Genomic DNA, 15506 nt, shown 5'->3' with positions numbered 1-15506 from the left:
CAGACGATCCGACCACCCGCCGCGACCGTACGAGCTATCGGCGGCTCCACTGCTGGTTGGCCTGGCCGGTGCAGGTCCAGAGGACGAGCTTCGTGCCGTTGCCCGTACCCACGTTGTACGGGTCCAGGCAGAGGCCGGACTGCACTCCGGTGATGGTGCCGTTGGCGTTGACGTTCCACTGCTGGTTCGTTCCGCCGTGGCAGTCGTAGATGGTGACCAGGGTGCCCGGGGAGGTGCCATAGCCGGCGGCGTCGAGGCACTTGTTGCCGTACACGGTCAGCGCCTTGCCGCTCGTGTAGGTCCACTGCTGGTTGGTGCGGCCGTGACAGTCCCACAACTGCACCTGGGTGCCGTTGGTGGTGGAAGAGCCGGGGACGTCGACGCAGCGACCGGACAGGGTGCCCACGATCGCGGTGGTCTGCCCGCCGCCGCTGCCCGGTTCGCCGATGCTGCCGGGCACCGACTGCAGTGCGCTGTACCAGCGGGCAGCCATCTTGTCGTACCCGCCGGACGTGGGATGGACGCCGTCGATCAGGTCGGCGGTGGTGAGCGCGCTGTGCATGTCGACCAGGCGCACTCGCTTGCCGGCGTTCACCTTGCTCTGCACGATGCCGGGGATCGCCGCGTTGAAGGTGCGCGCGGCCGCTTCCTGGTTGCTGTTGGAGAGCGGGATGATCTGCGCGACGAACACTTCCGCTGTGGGAGCCGTGGTGGTGATCCGGTCGATCAGGGTGGAGAGCCGGTTCGGCGCGGTGCTCACGTTGTAGTTCTGCAAGATGTCGTTGGTACCGATGTGCAGTAGGACGGTCTGCGGTCGCTGGGTGTTCAACCAGCCGACGATGTTCGCGTCGATCTGGTCGATGCGCCAGCCGGGATGTCCCTGGTGGTCGTGGTCGCCCAGGCTGGCCGGCCCGTTGAACTGCGACCCGACGAAGTCCACAGTGTATCGACCGTTGACGAGGCGCTGCCAGAGCCCGATGCGGTACCCGCCCGGCACCTGGGTGCCCTCGGTGATGGAGTCGCCGAGAGGCATCACCCGCACCCCGCCGTTGGATTCCGCGTTGGCCGGGCCGGTCGAGGTCAGCACCCCGGCGAGGACAACACCGAGTGCGGCAGCCGCCGCGAGCCATCTTGCCCTCGTTCGCATAGATTTCTCCCCTGCAGTGGTAGTGCTGACCGAGGAGTCAGGCCGTCGCGACCGCCGCGACATCGGCATGACGATGCCGTCGCAGCACTGGGACGGATTGTTAACGCTAACAGCGATCCTTGTAAATTCTTGTCGCTGATTTGGCCCACGTCAAGCGTCAGCAACCCGAGTGTCCTGACCGGGCGGCGCCCCGCGCCCCGCGCCCTGCGTCACCGGCTACCCCCTCGTCGCACCTGCCGCTTGCCGGCCTCGGCGAGGCGAGCGACCGAGCGGATCATGCCCGCCGGGTCGCGCGGTGCCGGCAGGACAGAAGGGCCTGGTGGGGCTGCTGGGGCGCCAGTGACGCGTACGCCGAATGTAGGTATTTTTCGCTTAAGACCGTTTGATGTGAGGATCGCTCAACTAGCGTCGCCTTGGTGGCGACAACCGATTTGTCGCCTTCTGCACCGCTGTGACGTGCGGAAACCTGGTGTACGGAGAAGGGCTAGGTAGCTCGATGTCCAACTATCTGCACCCGAACATGAGCGAAGTCGCGGCAGGTCAGGTCAGTCCGCCGAAGCGGCGCCGGGCCCGCTGGCTCGTCGCCGGGGTGGCCGGGTTGACCGGAGTGGTCGGTCTGGCCGCCTTCACCCCGGCCGGGGTGAGCGGAGCAACCGGGATGAGCGGCAGCAACCCCTCCAACGCCGGAACGCAGCTCCTCGCCGACGGCAACCGGGGCAGCGGCGACGACCACGGAGGAAAGGACCCGGGCGGCCGCGACGGCAAGGACCACAAGAAGGACGGCGACCATCGAGACGACAGGGGCGACGACTTCCGGTCCGTACCCTGCAACGCCGACGAACTGATCGCGGCGATCGTCCGCGCGAACGCCGACTCCGGGGCGAAGCTCCGGCTCGCCGAGAAGTGCACCTACACGCTCAACAGATCCGCACCCCAGCCACCGGTGCCCTTCGGTGCGGTCGGCCTGCCGATCATCACCCAACAGGTCGTGATCGACGGGAACGGGTCCACCATCGTCCGCGCGGCCAACGCCACCCCGTTCCGGATCCTGGAGGTCGGAGCCGGCGGCGACCTGACGCTGCGCGACGCGACCATCAAGGGCGGCCAAGCTGACGGCGGGATTGGCGCCGGCGGCGGTGGCATCCGGGTCGACATCGGCGGCAGGGCCACCATCGAGAACACCGACGTCGTCTACAACCACACCAACGGCACGGGCGGTGGTATCGCCAACTTCGGCGTCACGAAGATCCTCGGCGGGAACGACCACGGCAAGGACTGGAACGGCAAGGACAAGGACAAGAAGAAGGACAGCGGCAGCAACATCAGCAACAACAGCGCCCTGTACGACGGCGGAGGCGTCCACAACAACGGCAACCTCACCGTGCAGAACACCCGGCTGAGCTACAACAACACGATCGGGGTCGTCACCGTTCTGCCCATCGGTGGTGCTGGTGGCGGGTTGTCGAACAGCCAGGTCGCCGTGCTCGAGAACGTCCACCTGGACAACAACACCGCAGGCTTCCGTGGCGGCGGCATCCGCGGCGGCATCAACTCCACCACCGAGGCCCGGAACGTCGAAGTCAACGACAACCGAGCCGGCAGCGAGGGCGGCGGAATCTTCTCCGACGGCGTCTTCCACCTCCGGCACGGCAAGGTCCACCACAACGAAGCCGGCCAACGGGGTGGCGGCGTCTACAACCAGATCGGCCAGTTCGTGGCCGAAGAGACCTCGATCAACGAGAACGTCGCCAGCACGAACAGCACCATCGAACACGGCGGCGGCGTCTACAACGGCAACGGCACCGTCGTACTGCGCCGCACCCACGTCGACCGGAACCGGGCCATCGGCTCGAACTCCCAGGGCGGCGGAATCTACAACAACAGCTCGCTCACCCTCACCGAAAGCAAGGTCACCGACAACATCTCCATCCTGGCACCCGGCGGGATCTTCAACGACGGCGGCCAGGTCACAGTGGACCAGAAGACGGTGATCAGCGGCAACCGGCCCACGAACTGCACACCCAGCTCACCACCGGTGCCCAACTGTTTCGGCTGATCATCCGATCGGTCCGACACTCGGGTAGCACGAGTTAGGCATCCGGTCCCGCACAGGTTCGGTCACGAAGATCGGACCTGCGCGGGACCGGATGCCGTCCGTGGAACGACCAGGGACTCGAACCGTCGTTGCGCTGGCGGGCGACGATCCTCCGGGTGCGGCACTGTCCCTGCTCATATGCCAGGTGCAGCTTCGTGGTCAACCCGCCACCGGACCGGCCGGGGGGCGTGATCAACAGGCTCGACGGTGACGCCTCCGGGCGGTCCCGGTCCGCAGACCCCCTGCCAGGACGCGGGGAAGAACACGGGACCTCGGGATCTCCTGTCGGCACGATTCAACACCGTGAAGTCTTCCGGGATCCACGCTCATGGCGCGTTCCCGGCTAGATGTGGAGCCTTGCGCGTACGGATACCGGCCGCTGCTGCGGCCACGGTGAGCAGCACGCAGGTGACGCCGATGCCGAGCAGCGGGAGCCACGGGATGGTGATGGGCACCGCGATGCCGACCAGGTCGGCGGTGATGGCGCGGCGTACGAGCCAGCCGAGAAGCAGGGTGGTGGCACCGCCCAGGAGCAGTCCGGTGCCGCCGACGAGGGCGGCCTGCCAGATGGCTGCTCGCCGGACCTGGTCGGGGGTCGCGCCGAGGAACTGGACCAGGTCGCGCTGCCGGCGCCGCTGGGATCCGCCGATGAGGGTGGCGTTGACGATCGCGATGGCGGCGTAGAGGCCGGCCGGTCCGAGCAGGATGGTGAGGCTGAGGTTGTTGGCCTGGCGGGTCTGGGCCGTGGTGGCGTCGATCCAGTCGCCGGAGCCGAGGATCCGGCTGTCAGTGCCGGCAAGGGTGCGCTGGAGGGAGACGCGCGCCGCGGCGGCGTCGGCCCGCGGTAGGACGAAGACCGTCCCGGTGGCACGTTCGCTTGCGGGCGGGAGCAGGCCGGCCGGGATGACGGCATCGCCGTACAGGTCGGGTGCGTCGGGGATGACGGCGACGACCCGCAACGGGACCCGCTCGCCGGCGATCCAGACCGGAAGAGTGCCGCCCAGGCCGACGCCGGCGTCGATGACCCCTGTGGCGGTGACCGCCACCACGCGTCCGTGGAAGTCGTCGAAGGTGCCGCGGGTGGCGGTCAGGCCCCGTGCGGCGGAGGCGGTGACGGGGTCGAGGATCTCGACCTCACTGCGCACGCCGGGACGGCCCTCCTCGTCACGCTGGAGCATGCCCTGCCGGCGTACGTCGGCGATCGCGACGGCCTTGTCGGACGCGACCGCCGCCGCTGCGGCCGGACTGTCCGCCTCGACGACGAGCGGTGCGCGCAGCCGGGCCCGGTCCTGCGCGTTCGTCCAGTCGGCGGTGAAGCTGAGAGACAGCAGCAGCGACCCGGCGATGGCGGAGATGGCCACGACCGGGGCGGCGACCGCGGCGGTGGTGCGGGCGGCCGCACGCACCTCGTCGCGGGCCATCCGGGCCGTGACGTCCCGGGCGACGAACGGGCGGGCGAGCAGGGCGGCGAGCCGCGGGATGACGGCGTGGCCGATGCTCATCAGGCCAACCACGACCACCTCGGGCAGCAGGATGGAGGCGATCAGGGCGAACAGCGGCGGCATGTCGGCGGCGACGACGACCACCACCACCAGGCCGCCGAAGCACAGCGTCGCGACGGCGAGCTGGAGAATGCTCGGCCGGGTCCGTTCGATCGCGGCCTCCCGCATAGCGGCGCTCGGGGCGATCCGGGCGGCGCGGCGCGAGGATCGCCAGACCCCGAGGAGCGCGATCACGGCACCGGTGGGCACGGCGACCGCCCAGGCGATCCACGGGCGCGGCGCCCGAAGGTCGAGCGTGGTGATCCCGATGGCCTCCACCAGCCCAAGAACGGCGGGGGCCAGCGCCGTGCCGAGCAGACCGCCGACCGTGGTGGCCGCGGCCGCGACGACGAGGGACTCGCCCAGCAGAAGCCGGCGCACCTGCCCTGGCGTCGCGCCGACCAGGCGCAGCAGGCCGAGCTCACGCCGGCGGCCGGCCACGACGAAGCCGAACGTGCTGCTGACCACGAACAGCGCCATGAACGCCGAGACCGCCGACATGATCCCGAACATCGCGGCCAGGTCGTCCAGTTGGGCGCGCTGGTCGGCGGTGACGCCGGGCCGGCTGCCGGTGGCGTCGACGCTCCCGATGAGCGTCACGGTGACGGCGATCAGGACCACGCCGAACAGCAGCGCGACGAAGGCACCCAGGTAGCCGCGCCATGAGCTGCGCACGGTCTGCCGGCCCAAAGTCAGCATCATCGCTCCAAGTCGGTCATCGTCGCGGCGATCTGACCGGCGTCGGCGTGCGTGAGGTGACCGACGATCTGCCCGTCGGCGAGGAACAACACCGCGTCCGCGTACGAGGCAGCCAGTGGATCGTGGGTCACCATGACGACGCTCTGGCCGCCGTCGGCCAGCGAGCGCAGGAGTTCCAGCACGTCGCGTCCGGTGCCGCGATCCAGGGCGCCGGTGGGTTCATCGGCGAACAGGACGTCGGGCCGACCGTGCAGCGCCCGGGCGATCGCGACCCGCTGTTGCTGGCCGCCGGACAGCTCCGATGGCCGGCGCCTGGCGTGTTCGGCAAGGCCGACGTGAGCCAGGGCGGTCTGCACGGCGGCCGGGTCGACACGGCGTCCGGCCAGGCGGGCGGGGAGCGCGACGTTCTCGAACGCGGTGAGCGCGTCGAGAAGGTTGTAGGACTGGAAGACGAACGCCATCGACGTGCGCCGGAAGCGGGTCAGCGCGGTCTCGTCCAGCTTGTCGAGCCGAGTGTCGCCGACGAGCACCCGCCCGCCGGTCGGCCGGTCGAGGCCCGCGGCGAGCTGCAGCAGGGTGGATTTTCCGGAGCCGGACGGTCCCATGATCGCGGTGAACGTGCCGCGTTGGAACACATGGGTGACGCCGCGCAGCGCATGCACCGTGCCGGCGCGCGAGCGGTAGGTGCGGCTGAGGACGTCGAGCGTGACGGCCGCCGGGGATGCCTGGTTCATGCACTCAGTACACCTGCCGGCGCGGCCCACCACACTGGCTCCGACGCGACTTCGGGGGTAGCGCGCACGCTACCCCGCCCGGCCGGTGCGAACCGTAGGGTTGGGCAAGTGGATGATGCCTGGACAGCCGTACGGGGCCGCCCCACGCGGTTTCTGGCGTCGGTGTGGCCGTGGCGCTCACTCACGTACGTGGCCACGACCGTGCCCATCGGTCTCGGCTGGCTGATCCTCCTGCTCGTGGTACTCACAGTGGGCGTGGCCACGACCGTGGTGGTCGCGGGACTGTTCGTGCTCGCCGGCCTTCCGACGCTCGCGCACCTCGCCGCCGCGGGCGAGCGGCGCCGGCTCCGGCTGATCTTTCCCGGGCGGCCGGTGAGCCGGTTACCTGCGCCGCGCGATCGGGAAAATGGCCGCGTGGCCTGGCCGGAGACGGGCGTCACGGTCCTGCTGGTGACGCTGTTCTGGCTCGTGGACGGCGCGGTGGTGGTGCTGCTGACGGCTCCGGTCGTGCTGATCCTCGCTCCGGTGCTGGTCCGTCACGACGTGGTCGAGGTCGCCGGGTGGCGGGTGGGCAACACCGGTGAGGCGTGGTTGGCGGTGCCCGCCGGCATTCTCACGCTCGTCCTGCTGGCGTACGCGGTCACCGCGCTGGCCTGCGGCCAGGCGGCCCTGGTGCGACACCTGCTGGACCCGCCCGAATCCCAACTGGCCGAAGCGGTCCAGCAGCTGCGCCGCTCCCGAAGCGGGCTGGTCGACGCGTTCGAAACCGAACGCCGCCGGATCGAGCGCGATCTCCACGACGGCGTCCAACAGCGCCTCGTCGCGCTGACCATGACACTGGGCAGCGCCGAACTGGACCTGACCGACGGCCCCGGCCTCGACCTCGTGCGCGAGGCCCATCAGCAGGCCGAGCAGGCCCTCGCCGACCTGCGCACCACGATCCGGGGCATCCACCCCCAGGTACTGACCGACCATGGTCTCGCCGCGGCCGTGCACGAGATCGCCGGTCGGTCACCGGTCCCGGTCCACCTCGATCTCGCCCTCGACCGCCGGCTCCCCCCGGCCGTCGAGGCCGCGGCCTACTTCTTCGTCAGCGAAAACCTCACCAACGTCGCCCGCCACGCCCAGGCCCGATCGGCACAGGTGCACGCGTGGACCGAGGACCAGGCACTGATCGTCTCGGTGGTCGACGACGGCGTCGGCGGCGCTGACCCGCAGGCAGGCACCGGCCTCGCCGGACTGCGCGCCCGGCTCGACGCCCTCGACGGCGACCTGCACATCACCAGCCCCGCCGGCGGCCCGACCCAGGTGAGGATGACGTGCCCAATCCACTGACGCCGCAGCCGAAGGCACTACGCATCGTGGTCGCCGAGGACGCGGCCCTGCTCCGCGAAGGGTTGGTGCGAATCCTCGAACGCGCCGGCCACGACATCGTCGCGGCCGTCGCGGACGCGCAGGCCCTGCTCACGTACACGGCCAACTGCCTCCCCGACCTCGTCGTCACCGACATTCGCATGCCACCCACCCACACCGACGAGGGCCTGCGCGCGGCGGCCACCATCCGAGCCGCCCATCCCGGCATCGCGATCCTGCTGCTGTCCGCCTATGTCGCCGACGCCTACGTCGGCGAGCTGCTCGACTCCGCCCCCGGCGGCGGCATCGGCTATCTGCTCAAGGACCGGGTCGGCCACGTACGCGACTTCCTCGACAGCGTCGACCGTGTCGCCGCGGGCGGCACCGTCATCGACGCCGAGGTCGTCCGCCAGCTCGTCGTCCGCCGGCACACCGACGGTCCGCTCGCCAGCCTCACCGAACGCGAACGGGAGGTGCTGGCGCTCATGGCCGAAGGCCACACCAACAACGCGATTGCCGGCAAGCTGTTCGTCAGCGAGGCCGCGGTGCGCAAGCACATCGGCAACATCTTCGCCAAGCTCCCGCTCGACCCGCACTCGGACCGCCGGGTGTCGGCCGTTCTCACCTACCTTCGCGGCTGACCGACATGAGCCCATGGGCTCACGCACTTGTGACGCTCTGACGCCCGGCCACCGCACGATCTTCAGTCAAGTTCCGTAACCGTTGATGATCAGCGGTGGCCGTCTATCGAAGCGAGGGCGATGTGGGCACGTTTGGAACCGGACCGTTCAGCAGCGACGGTGCCTTGGACTTCCTCGACGAGCTCGCCGAGCGACCGCCACAACAGCGCGTCGAGGCACTGCGGCACATGCTCGGCTACGTCCTCACCAACCGCGACCTCCTCTGGCGGGAGTACTTCCCCGACCAAGTAGTCGCGGCGGCAGCCCTCGTGGCCGCTACCTTCCCCGGCGGCGAGCACCTACAGCACCGCCTTACGCAAGTGTCCGACGAACCAAGCGCAATGATTCTGCCCGAGCCAGCGCCCGACCTTGCCACGTCCGCACTCGAAGCGCTGCGCTTCGTGGCCGGTCCCGGCGGACCATGGCATCAAGGATGGACGACCGAGACCGACCAGGCCGAGGCGCAGCAAACCATCGACGGTCTCACCGCCATCCTCGAAGCAGCGAATTCGTAAGAAGCACCAGACACCCTGCCGACCGAAGATCGCGAATGGCCGCTGCTCCGTACTAAGCGAGCAGGCCTGTTATGCGTGGCGGTTGAGACGCGTGGATGGCGACGAGGACGCACCTCGCGCCAGAGCTGGCACCCGCAACTCAGAGTAACGGTGGGGTATCACAAGCGGCAGGTGTGAGCCCATGGGCTCACGCAAAACGCCCCCCTGGTCGACGATTGTCGACAACCAGAGGGGCGTTGACCTGCTCAAACTCTGTGCGCCCGAAGGGACTCGAACCCCTAACCTTCTGATCCGTAGTCAGATGCTCTATCCATTGAGCTACGGGCGCTTGTGCTCAACCAGTCTACACAACCGGCTTTCGCGCGGAGACTCCGGGATTCGAACCCGGGAGGGGCTTTAAGACCCCAACCGCATTAGCAGTGCGGCGCCATAGACCAGACTAGGCGAAGTCTCCCTGGTGATCCTCAGACCACCGCGCCCGAGGATACAGGTCGCCACCCACCGGGAGCAAAACGACTTCCGGGGTACGCCCACCGCGACCCGCCCGCCCCCGTGTTTCCACGCTGTGCGTCGGCGTGATCGCGACTACGCTCCATCGATATGCAGGAGCAGCCGCCCAGCGAGCCGACCCGTCGAGAGCCTGCTGAACGAGCGCGTCGGCGCTCCCCACGGGCTACCTTCCGGCCGCCGATCGTGGCCGAGGAGCCCACCGAGACGGTGGAGCCTGAGGCGTCGGCACCGCCGCCGGCTACCCCGGCGACCCAGCGTCCTCGACGGGCCAAGGCCGCCCCGGCGGTGCTCTTTCAACCACCGGAGCCGGATCGCCCCCTGCCTCGACAGCCTCGGCGCGCACCGGCCGAACTGACCACCGAGACCAGCGCGGAGCAGCCGGAGCACGCGGAGCAGCCGACCGGCGACCATCCGAGCCCGGCAACCGGCCTCGCATCGACACCGCCGAAGGCTCGGACCGCCCCTGTTCGCAGGGCTGCCCCTCGGCAGGCAGCCGACACGCCCGCCGAGGTGACCCCGGCCACGCCGGCACCCCGCAAGCGCGCCGCAAAACCCACCAAGGCCGCGACCGCCACCGAGGCCGCGAGCACCACAGAGGCCGCGAGCACCACCGAACCGCAGACCACCACAGTCGCGAGCACCACCGGCGAGGCGAGCACGATCACGCCAACGGCCCCGGCCAGAGCCGCAAAGACCACCAAACGCGCGGCCACCCCCCGCAAGAGCACCACGCCGACAAAGAGCACCACGGCGACAAACCCCGCCCCCGAACCCGTGGTCAGGCCGCAGACGGCGCCCACCGAGCAGCAGCTGGCCCCGGCAGACCCCGCCGTGCGGCAGGCTGAGCCGGCTCTGGGGCGTACCCCGGAATCGGAGCTGCGCGCGGTCGCCGCGCGCGTGCTCGACCACCCTGGCTTCGCACCGGAGCTGCTGGCTCTGGCCGCGGTGCGGACGTTCGGACCCGGCGCGGCCGGGTGGGCCGCTGGGTTGCGCGACCGGTATCCGGACGCGTCGGCGGACGGCCTGGCTCGGTTGGCGACCCGGCGGTTCGTCCGCTCGGCGGGGGCGGGTGGGGCGACCGCCGCGCTGGCCGGGTTCTTCGCGCCGCTGGCCGAGTTGGCGGCGGTGCTGTGGACGCACTCGGAGTTGGTGCTGCACCTGGCCGCGGCGTACGGCAAGGATCCGACGCATCCCGACCGGGCCGTCGACCTGCTGGTGCTGACCCAGGTGCACCCGGATCGGGCGAGCGCGGCGGCGGCTCTGGCCGCCGCCGAGTCGCCGGGTGACCCGGTCGAGGGGGCGTGGCCGCGTACTGCGGAGGCGGCCTGGCGGTTGGCCGCGCCGCTCACGGCGCAGGCCGGCGGTTGGGTGGTGTTGCGGCTGGTGGCCCGGTTGCTGCCGGGAGCGGCGGTGCTCGCGGCGGCGTTGGGTGATGCGGCGGCGGCCGACCGGCTCGCGACCCGAGCGTTGGCCGTCTACCGACCCGACCGGCGTTGACCGGTCAGAGCCAGTCGAACCACTCCCGGGGCAGCAGCGCGTAGCCGACGAAGGCGAACACGTCGAGCAGGGTGTGCGCGATGATCAGCGGCATCACCCGCCGGGTGCGCAGGTAGAAGAGGCTGAACACGACGCCCATGATCGCGTTGCCGACGAACGCGCCGAAGCCCTGGTACAGGTGGTACGAGCCGCGCAGCAGCGCGCTGGCCGCGATGATCGCGGCCAGCCGCCACTGGAGCTGGCGCAGCCGGGTGACCAGGTAACCGACCACGATCACCTCCTCCAGCACGGCGTTCTGCACGGCGGCGAGGATCAGCACCGGAACCGTCCACCAGACGTCCGGCAGCGCGGCCGGCACCAGCGTGGCGTTGAGGCCCAGGTGGGCCGCCACCCAGAACAGCGCCAGCCCGGGTAGACCGATCAGCGCCGCGAGGCCGGCGCCGCGCGCCACGTCCTGACCGGGCCGCCGGGCGTCCAGGCCGAGGGTCCGCGCCGGGTCGCCGGGGTCACGGCTGAGCAGGTGTACGGCGAGCAGCACCGGCAGCAGCGCGAACACGATGCCGAGCAGTTGGTACGTGAGGTCCAGCCAGGGGCGGGCCGACGCCGAGGTGTTAAGTGAGGCGGTCTGCTTGGAGAGCGGACCGTCGGCTGTCAACTTCGCGATGATCGAGACCACCGCGTAGATCGCGGACTGGCCGAGGGAGAGGCCGAGGACCAGCAGCGTCTCGGTGCCCAGCAGTCGGCGGGACACCGGGCGGGTCAGCTCAACGGTCACCGCACCACTCTGCCCGACGTGCGGCACCCGTGACATGGCCGACCGGCCACCATGAGCCGATCGCACATTCTGTGCGACCAGTCGACACGCTCCGTGGAGATTCTATGAGCGCCCGATCCGTTGCCGTCTGGAGAAGGAGCGTCCGTGGACAACCTCGCGCGGTTGCTGAAGGAGAGTTGGACCCTGGTCGAGGACGACCGGGTCCGGTTGAGCGGTCACTTCTACGCTCGGCTGTTCCTGCTCGACCCCGCCCTGCGGCAACTCTTCCCGGTGCAGATGACCGGCCAGGGCGACCGTCTACTCGAAGCGATCATCACGGCGATCCACACTGTCGACGATCCGGAGAGCTTCGACGAGTTCCTCCGGGCGCTGGGCCGCGACCACCGCAAGTACCACGTCGACGAGCGGCACTACGCCACGATGGGTGTCGCACTGCTGGACGCGCTGCGCAGCACCGCCGGCGACGGCTGGAACCTGGAGTACGACCAGGCGTGGCGGGAGGCGTACGCGGCGATCGCCGCCCTGATGGTGGCTGGCGCCGCCTCCGACGACGACCCGCCGTTCTGGCACGCCGAGGTGCTGACCCACGAGCGGCACGGCCCGGACACCGCCGTGCTGACCTGCCGGGCGTTGCAGCATCCGCTGCGCTGGCAGGCGGGGCAGTACGTGAGCCTGGAGGCGCCGCGCTACCACCCCCGGGTGTGGCGTAACTACTCGGTGGCGAACGCGCCGAACGACGACAACGTGCTGGAGTTCCACGTGCGGTCTCCGGGGGCCGGCTGGGTGTCCGGCGCCCTGGTGCGGCGGGTGCGGCCGGGTGACCTGCTCCGCCTGGCGGCGCCGATGGGGTCGATGACCCTGGACCGCGCCTCGGAACGGGACATCCTCTGCGTGGCCGGCGGCGTCGGGCTGGCGCCGATCAAGGCGCTGGTGGAGGAGTTGGCCACTTTCAACCGGACCCGGTGGGTGCACGTCTTCTACGGCGCACGACAGGCGGGCGACCTGTACGGCCTGGACGGGTTGCAGGAGTTGGTGGCCGTACACCCGTGGTTGTCGGTCACCGCGGCGTGCAGTGAGGATCCGGACTTCGACGGCGAGCAGGGCGAGATCCCTGAGGTCGTGGCCCGGTACGGCCCGTGGACCACGCACGACTGCTTCGTCTCCGGTGCCGCCCGGATGGTCCGGTCCACCCTGCGGGTGCTCGCCGCGGACAATGTGCCGCCGCCGCACATCCGCTACGACACCTTCGGTGACCTCTAGACGTTCCTCCCCCCACACCGGGGCGCGTGCCCCTGCCCCCTGGGGCACGCGCCCCGGTCCCTTCGTGCTCAGTAGCGCCAGGGGTGCCCGGTCTCGCGGTACTCCTCCACCGGCACCAACGGCACGCCGGGTGCCATCCGGTCGACGTAGAGCCGGCCCTCCAGGTGGTCGATCTCGTGTGCGACCAGCCGGGCCATGCCGAATTCGAACGACGTGATGATCCGGCTGCCATCCCACTGCGCGTGTTCCACGTCCAGTCGCAGCGGCCGGGGCACCAGACCCCGGTGGTCGAAGAAGGAGAGGCAGCCCTCGTACTGCTCGTCGGTCTCCGGGTCGGCGTCGACCACCCGTGGGTTGAGCAGCACTACCGGCTCCGCCGACCGGTCGGGGGGCCGCACCACTGCCGCCGCGCGGCCGATGCCGAACTGCGGTGCGGCGACGCCCACTCCCTTGCTGAACGGGTGCAGCTCGTCGAGCCGGGCCAGAGCCATGGTGAGCCGGTCGACCACGTCGCGGGCGACGTGGTCCTCAGCGGGCAGGTCGAACGGGCGGGCCCGCTGGCGGAGCAGGTCGTCCCCGCGTTGCACGATGCCGAGGCCGCGCATCCGGTCGCTGGGTCGGACCCGGGCGCCGCCCGGGCCGACGTCCGGTTCGGTGTCCGGACGGGCACGGAACCGCCACTGCATCCGGTAGCGGGCGTTCAACGGGGGGTCGTCGGTCTGCCAGTCGTAGATCACCCGGTCGCCCTCGTCGTGACGCTGCGGCGCCGTCCGCAGCGGGCCCTCCTCCGCGCTGAGCGAGGTCTCCACGCCCCAGACCTGCGGGTCGAGGGCCGCCGGCAGATCCAGCCGTACGGCGAGCTGCCGGGTGGGCAGTCGGACGGCTCGCTGGAACCAGGGGCCCCACTTCTCGTGCCCGACGCTGTACGCGTACTCGATGACGGCCCGGTCGCCCGGGTAGAGGGGGAAGCGTCGCTCCCCGTTCTCGAAGAGCAGCCAGATCTCCTTGAACGCGTCCCGATCGTGCTTGGCTCGCCAGTGCATCGGTTCCGGGTCTCCGCCGCCGTCGTCTCGGCGGGCCTGTATCTGCAGCTCGGCGAAGCTGAGGGGGTGCTCCCGGTGGTGCCGGTTGGAGCGGCCGGGGTCGTTCGGGTAGCGGTCGACGGCCACCCGGACCAGGTAGCGGGTGACCGGCTCGGTGCCGGCGTTGTACAGCTCACGGTGGATGACGCACCGGTAGCCCTCGTCGACGTGCGTGAGGGTGGCCAGCTCCCGTTCCACGACCAGGCCGGTGCCGGGTGGCAGCCACTGGCCGGGCAGGTACGGCTCGCGGTGCGGCTGACCCGCCCTGGCGTGCCGCAGGTCGTCGTACTCCCGGAAGCGCTGCCAGATCGCGCCGCTTGCCTCCAGGACGGCCTCCGCGCGGCGGGCGAAGTCCTCGGTCGGGCGGTGCCGGCGCCCCTCGACGTGGCTGACGTAGGACGGGTCGAACCCCATCAGGACGGCCAGTTGCTTCTTGGACAGCCCGCGCCCCGTCCGTTGTCGGGCGAGTTCGGCCGCGAAGGAGTCGGCAGCCCGTTCGAGGGGTGAGGTCGTCATCAGCTTCCTCGCGGCCGGGGCTATAAGTTTCACGTTCTGTACGCGGACACACACGCAAGTGGCATGTTTTCGACACACCGCTTGACAATTCACCGATGGCCATCGATCGTGCAGCGGCGTTTTCCAGCACTGACTCCGGGTAGTAGGCGAAGCACTACTCCGTCAAATGCGGGGTGACCTGGGCGTCCGGGATGTGACCAAGGTGAGGCTTCCCTTACGGCCAGGGGCTTGGTTAGGCTAGCCTTAGCTCAGGACGGCACTGGTTCGTCCGCCGGGGCGCACTCCTCGGTCTCACAGACAGGGGACGACTCAGGTGACAGCGGTGATGCCACGGCGGGAGGCCGCCACCACGCCGCTCGCCCCCGTCACCGCGGCGCTCCGGGCCATGTTCGGCACCGACGACCTCCCCGGCCTCGCCCGGGGCCTGCTGGTCGACGACGAGCTCGGCTGGGCGCCCGCCACCACCCTGATCGACGGCAGCCGACTGCCGGAGCTGCTGAACGGCGCCGCCGTCCGCTGGGGCGGCACCCCGCACGCCTGCGCGGCGCTGGCCTGGAAGTCCTACAGCTACTGGGCAGCGCTGCCGGTAGTGCTCGGCTGGGCCTCGGCCCGACGGGTGCCACTGCTCGGTCCGGCCGACCTGCTGATCCACTTCGAGGACCACCGCCAGCTACTCACCATGGGCATGCGCCGGGGCACCACGGTGGCGGTGCTGCCGAACGATCCGCTGGCGCTGGCCGGCCTGCCGGAGGTGCGGGTCGTCGCCGACGAGGCGGAGCTGCTGGTCGCGCTGCGCGCGTCCCTGCTCGACGCCCACCTGGCGCCGCTCATCACGGCGATCCAGTCCGAGGTCCGGGTGGGCACCCGGACGCTGCTCGGCTCGGTCGCCTCCGGCATCGCGCACGGCATCCTGCGGGCCGCGGACGCCCTGCCCGGCTCCACCGTGCAGAGCATCGACACACTGCTCGGCGCACTCGACCTGGCCGACCTGATCGAGCTGGTGCCAGGGCCGACCGGTGAGCCGACAGTGCAGCGCCGCACCTGCTGCCTCGCGTTCACCCTGCCCCGCCCGAAGGTCTGCCAGGGCTGCTGCGTCCGCTAG

General features: G+C 70.4%; 12 protein-coding genes and 2 tRNA genes. 7 read left to right on the top strand and 7 right to left on the bottom strand.

The window, feature by feature from the left end; genetic code table 11:
* Positions 1-34 precede the first annotated feature (34 nt).
* The gene (locus tag OG992_RS21860; protein WP_266304169.1) at positions 35-1147 is read right to left on the bottom strand and encodes a ricin-type beta-trefoil lectin domain protein; all 1113 of its coding nucleotides are present in this window, start codon (positions 1145-1147) and stop codon (positions 35-37) included.
* Between the two features lie 496 nt (positions 1148-1643).
* Between OG992_RS21860 and OG992_RS21855 the strand changes: the two genes are divergently transcribed.
* Positions 1644-3203 carry a hypothetical protein gene (locus tag OG992_RS21855; RefSeq protein ID WP_266304168.1) on the top strand — a complete coding sequence of 520 codons (1560 nt, stop codon included), beginning with the start codon at positions 1644-1646 and terminating at the stop codon, positions 3201-3203.
* A gap of 365 nt (positions 3204-3568) precedes the next feature.
* Here OG992_RS21855 and OG992_RS21850 read toward each other — a convergent pair whose 3' ends face one another.
* Both OG992_RS21850 and OG992_RS21845 read right to left on the bottom strand, forming a co-directional pair.
* Positions 3569-5485: an FtsX-like permease family protein gene (locus OG992_RS21850; protein ID WP_266304167.1), complete on the bottom strand. Its 1917-nt coding sequence runs from the start codon at positions 5483-5485 to the stop codon at positions 3569-3571.
* A complete protein-coding gene (locus tag OG992_RS21845) occupies positions 5482-6216 on the bottom strand; it encodes an ABC transporter ATP-binding protein (protein ID WP_266304166.1) in 735 nt (244 codons plus the stop codon). The genes OG992_RS21850 and OG992_RS21845 overlap by 4 nt, the downstream gene beginning before the upstream one ends.
* A gap of 189 nt (positions 6217-6405) precedes the next feature.
* Here OG992_RS21845 and OG992_RS21840 point away from each other — a divergent pair, with 189 nt between their 5' ends.
* The 3 genes from OG992_RS21840 to OG992_RS21830 all read left to right on the top strand — a co-directional run bounded on the left by OG992_RS21840 (position 6406) and on the right by OG992_RS21830 (position 8764).
* Positions 6406-7551 (top strand): sensor histidine kinase, encoded by a 1146-nt coding sequence (locus tag OG992_RS21840; RefSeq protein ID WP_266304165.1) that lies wholly within the window; start codon positions 6406-6408, stop codon positions 7549-7551.
* Positions 7536-8210 (top strand): response regulator transcription factor, encoded by a 675-nt coding sequence (locus OG992_RS21835; RefSeq protein ID WP_266304164.1) that lies wholly within the window; start codon positions 7536-7538, stop codon positions 8208-8210. Before OG992_RS21840 ends, OG992_RS21835 begins: the two co-directional genes overlap by 16 nt.
* 95 nt (positions 8211-8305) lie before the next feature.
* Positions 8306-8764, top strand: coding sequence for a DUF4259 domain-containing protein (locus tag OG992_RS21830; RefSeq protein ID WP_266304163.1), 459 nt, complete (start codon positions 8306-8308; stop codon positions 8762-8764).
* A 255-nt stretch (positions 8765-9019) separates the two neighbouring features.
* Here OG992_RS21830 and OG992_RS21825 read toward each other — a convergent pair.
* Both OG992_RS21825 and OG992_RS21820 read right to left on the bottom strand, forming a co-directional pair.
* Positions 9020-9092 (bottom strand) — tRNA-Arg (locus tag OG992_RS21825).
* Positions 9093-9127: 35 nt separating this feature from the next.
* Positions 9128-9218, bottom strand: a tRNA-Ser gene (locus OG992_RS21820).
* A gap of 239 nt (positions 9219-9457) precedes the next feature.
* On the opposite strand from OG992_RS21820, the gene OG992_RS21815 reads away from it, so the two are divergent.
* Positions 9458-10771: a hypothetical protein gene (locus OG992_RS21815; RefSeq protein ID WP_266304162.1), complete on the top strand. Its 1314-nt coding sequence runs from the start codon at positions 9458-9460 to the stop codon at positions 10769-10771.
* A 4-nt stretch (positions 10772-10775) separates the two neighbouring features.
* Here OG992_RS21815 and OG992_RS21810 read toward each other — a convergent pair whose 3' ends face one another.
* Positions 10776-11546, bottom strand: coding sequence for a CPBP family intramembrane glutamic endopeptidase (locus OG992_RS21810; protein WP_238687977.1), 771 nt, complete (start codon positions 11544-11546; stop codon positions 10776-10778).
* Between the two features lie 144 nt (positions 11547-11690).
* Between OG992_RS21810 and OG992_RS21805 the strand changes: the two genes are divergently transcribed.
* A complete protein-coding gene (locus tag OG992_RS21805) occupies positions 11691-12806 on the top strand; it encodes a globin domain-containing protein (RefSeq protein WP_266304161.1) in 1116 nt (371 codons plus the stop codon).
* A 68-nt stretch (positions 12807-12874) separates the two neighbouring features.
* Here the strand turns inward: OG992_RS21805 and OG992_RS21800 are convergent, their stop codons facing one another.
* Positions 12875-14404: a peptide deformylase gene (locus OG992_RS21800; protein ID WP_266304160.1), complete on the bottom strand. Its 1530-nt coding sequence runs from the start codon at positions 14402-14404 to the stop codon at positions 12875-12877.
* Between the two features lie 325 nt (positions 14405-14729).
* On the opposite strand from OG992_RS21800, the gene OG992_RS21795 reads away from it, so the two are divergent.
* Positions 14730-15506, top strand: a complete 777-nt coding sequence (locus tag OG992_RS21795; RefSeq protein ID WP_238687519.1) for a hypothetical protein — start codon at positions 14730-14732, stop codon at positions 15504-15506.

Origin of the sequence: Micromonospora sp. NBC_00362 (genome assembly GCF_026342155.1) — a bacterium.
GTDB lineage: Bacteria > Actinomycetota > Actinomycetes > Mycobacteriales > Micromonosporaceae > Micromonospora > Micromonospora hortensis.
This window is presented reverse-complemented; position numbering and strand designations above follow the sequence as displayed.

What these genes read in the sequence shown, in the direction of transcription:
- OG992_RS21800 (WP_266304160.1), bottom strand. Translation starts at nt 14,404, where the DNA reads ATGACGACCTCACCCCTCGAACGGGCTGCCGACTCCTTCGCGGCCGAA.
- OG992_RS21795 (WP_238687519.1), top strand. Translation starts at nt 14,730, where the DNA reads ATGCCACGGCGGGAGGCCGCCACCACGCCGCTCGCCCCCGTCACCGCG.
- OG992_RS21860 (WP_266304169.1), bottom strand. Translation starts at nt 1,147, where the DNA reads ATGCGAACGAGGGCAAGATGGCTCGCGGCGGCTGCCGCACTCGGTGTT.
- OG992_RS21845 (WP_266304166.1), bottom strand. Translation starts at nt 6,216, where the DNA reads ATGAACCAGGCATCCCCGGCGGCCGTCACGCTCGACGTCCTCAGCCGC.
- OG992_RS21850 (WP_266304167.1), bottom strand. Translation starts at nt 5,485, where the DNA reads ATGATGCTGACTTTGGGCCGGCAGACCGTGCGCAGCTCATGGCGCGGC.
- OG992_RS21855 (WP_266304168.1), top strand. Translation starts at nt 1,644, where the DNA reads ATGTCCAACTATCTGCACCCGAACATGAGCGAAGTCGCGGCAGGTCAG.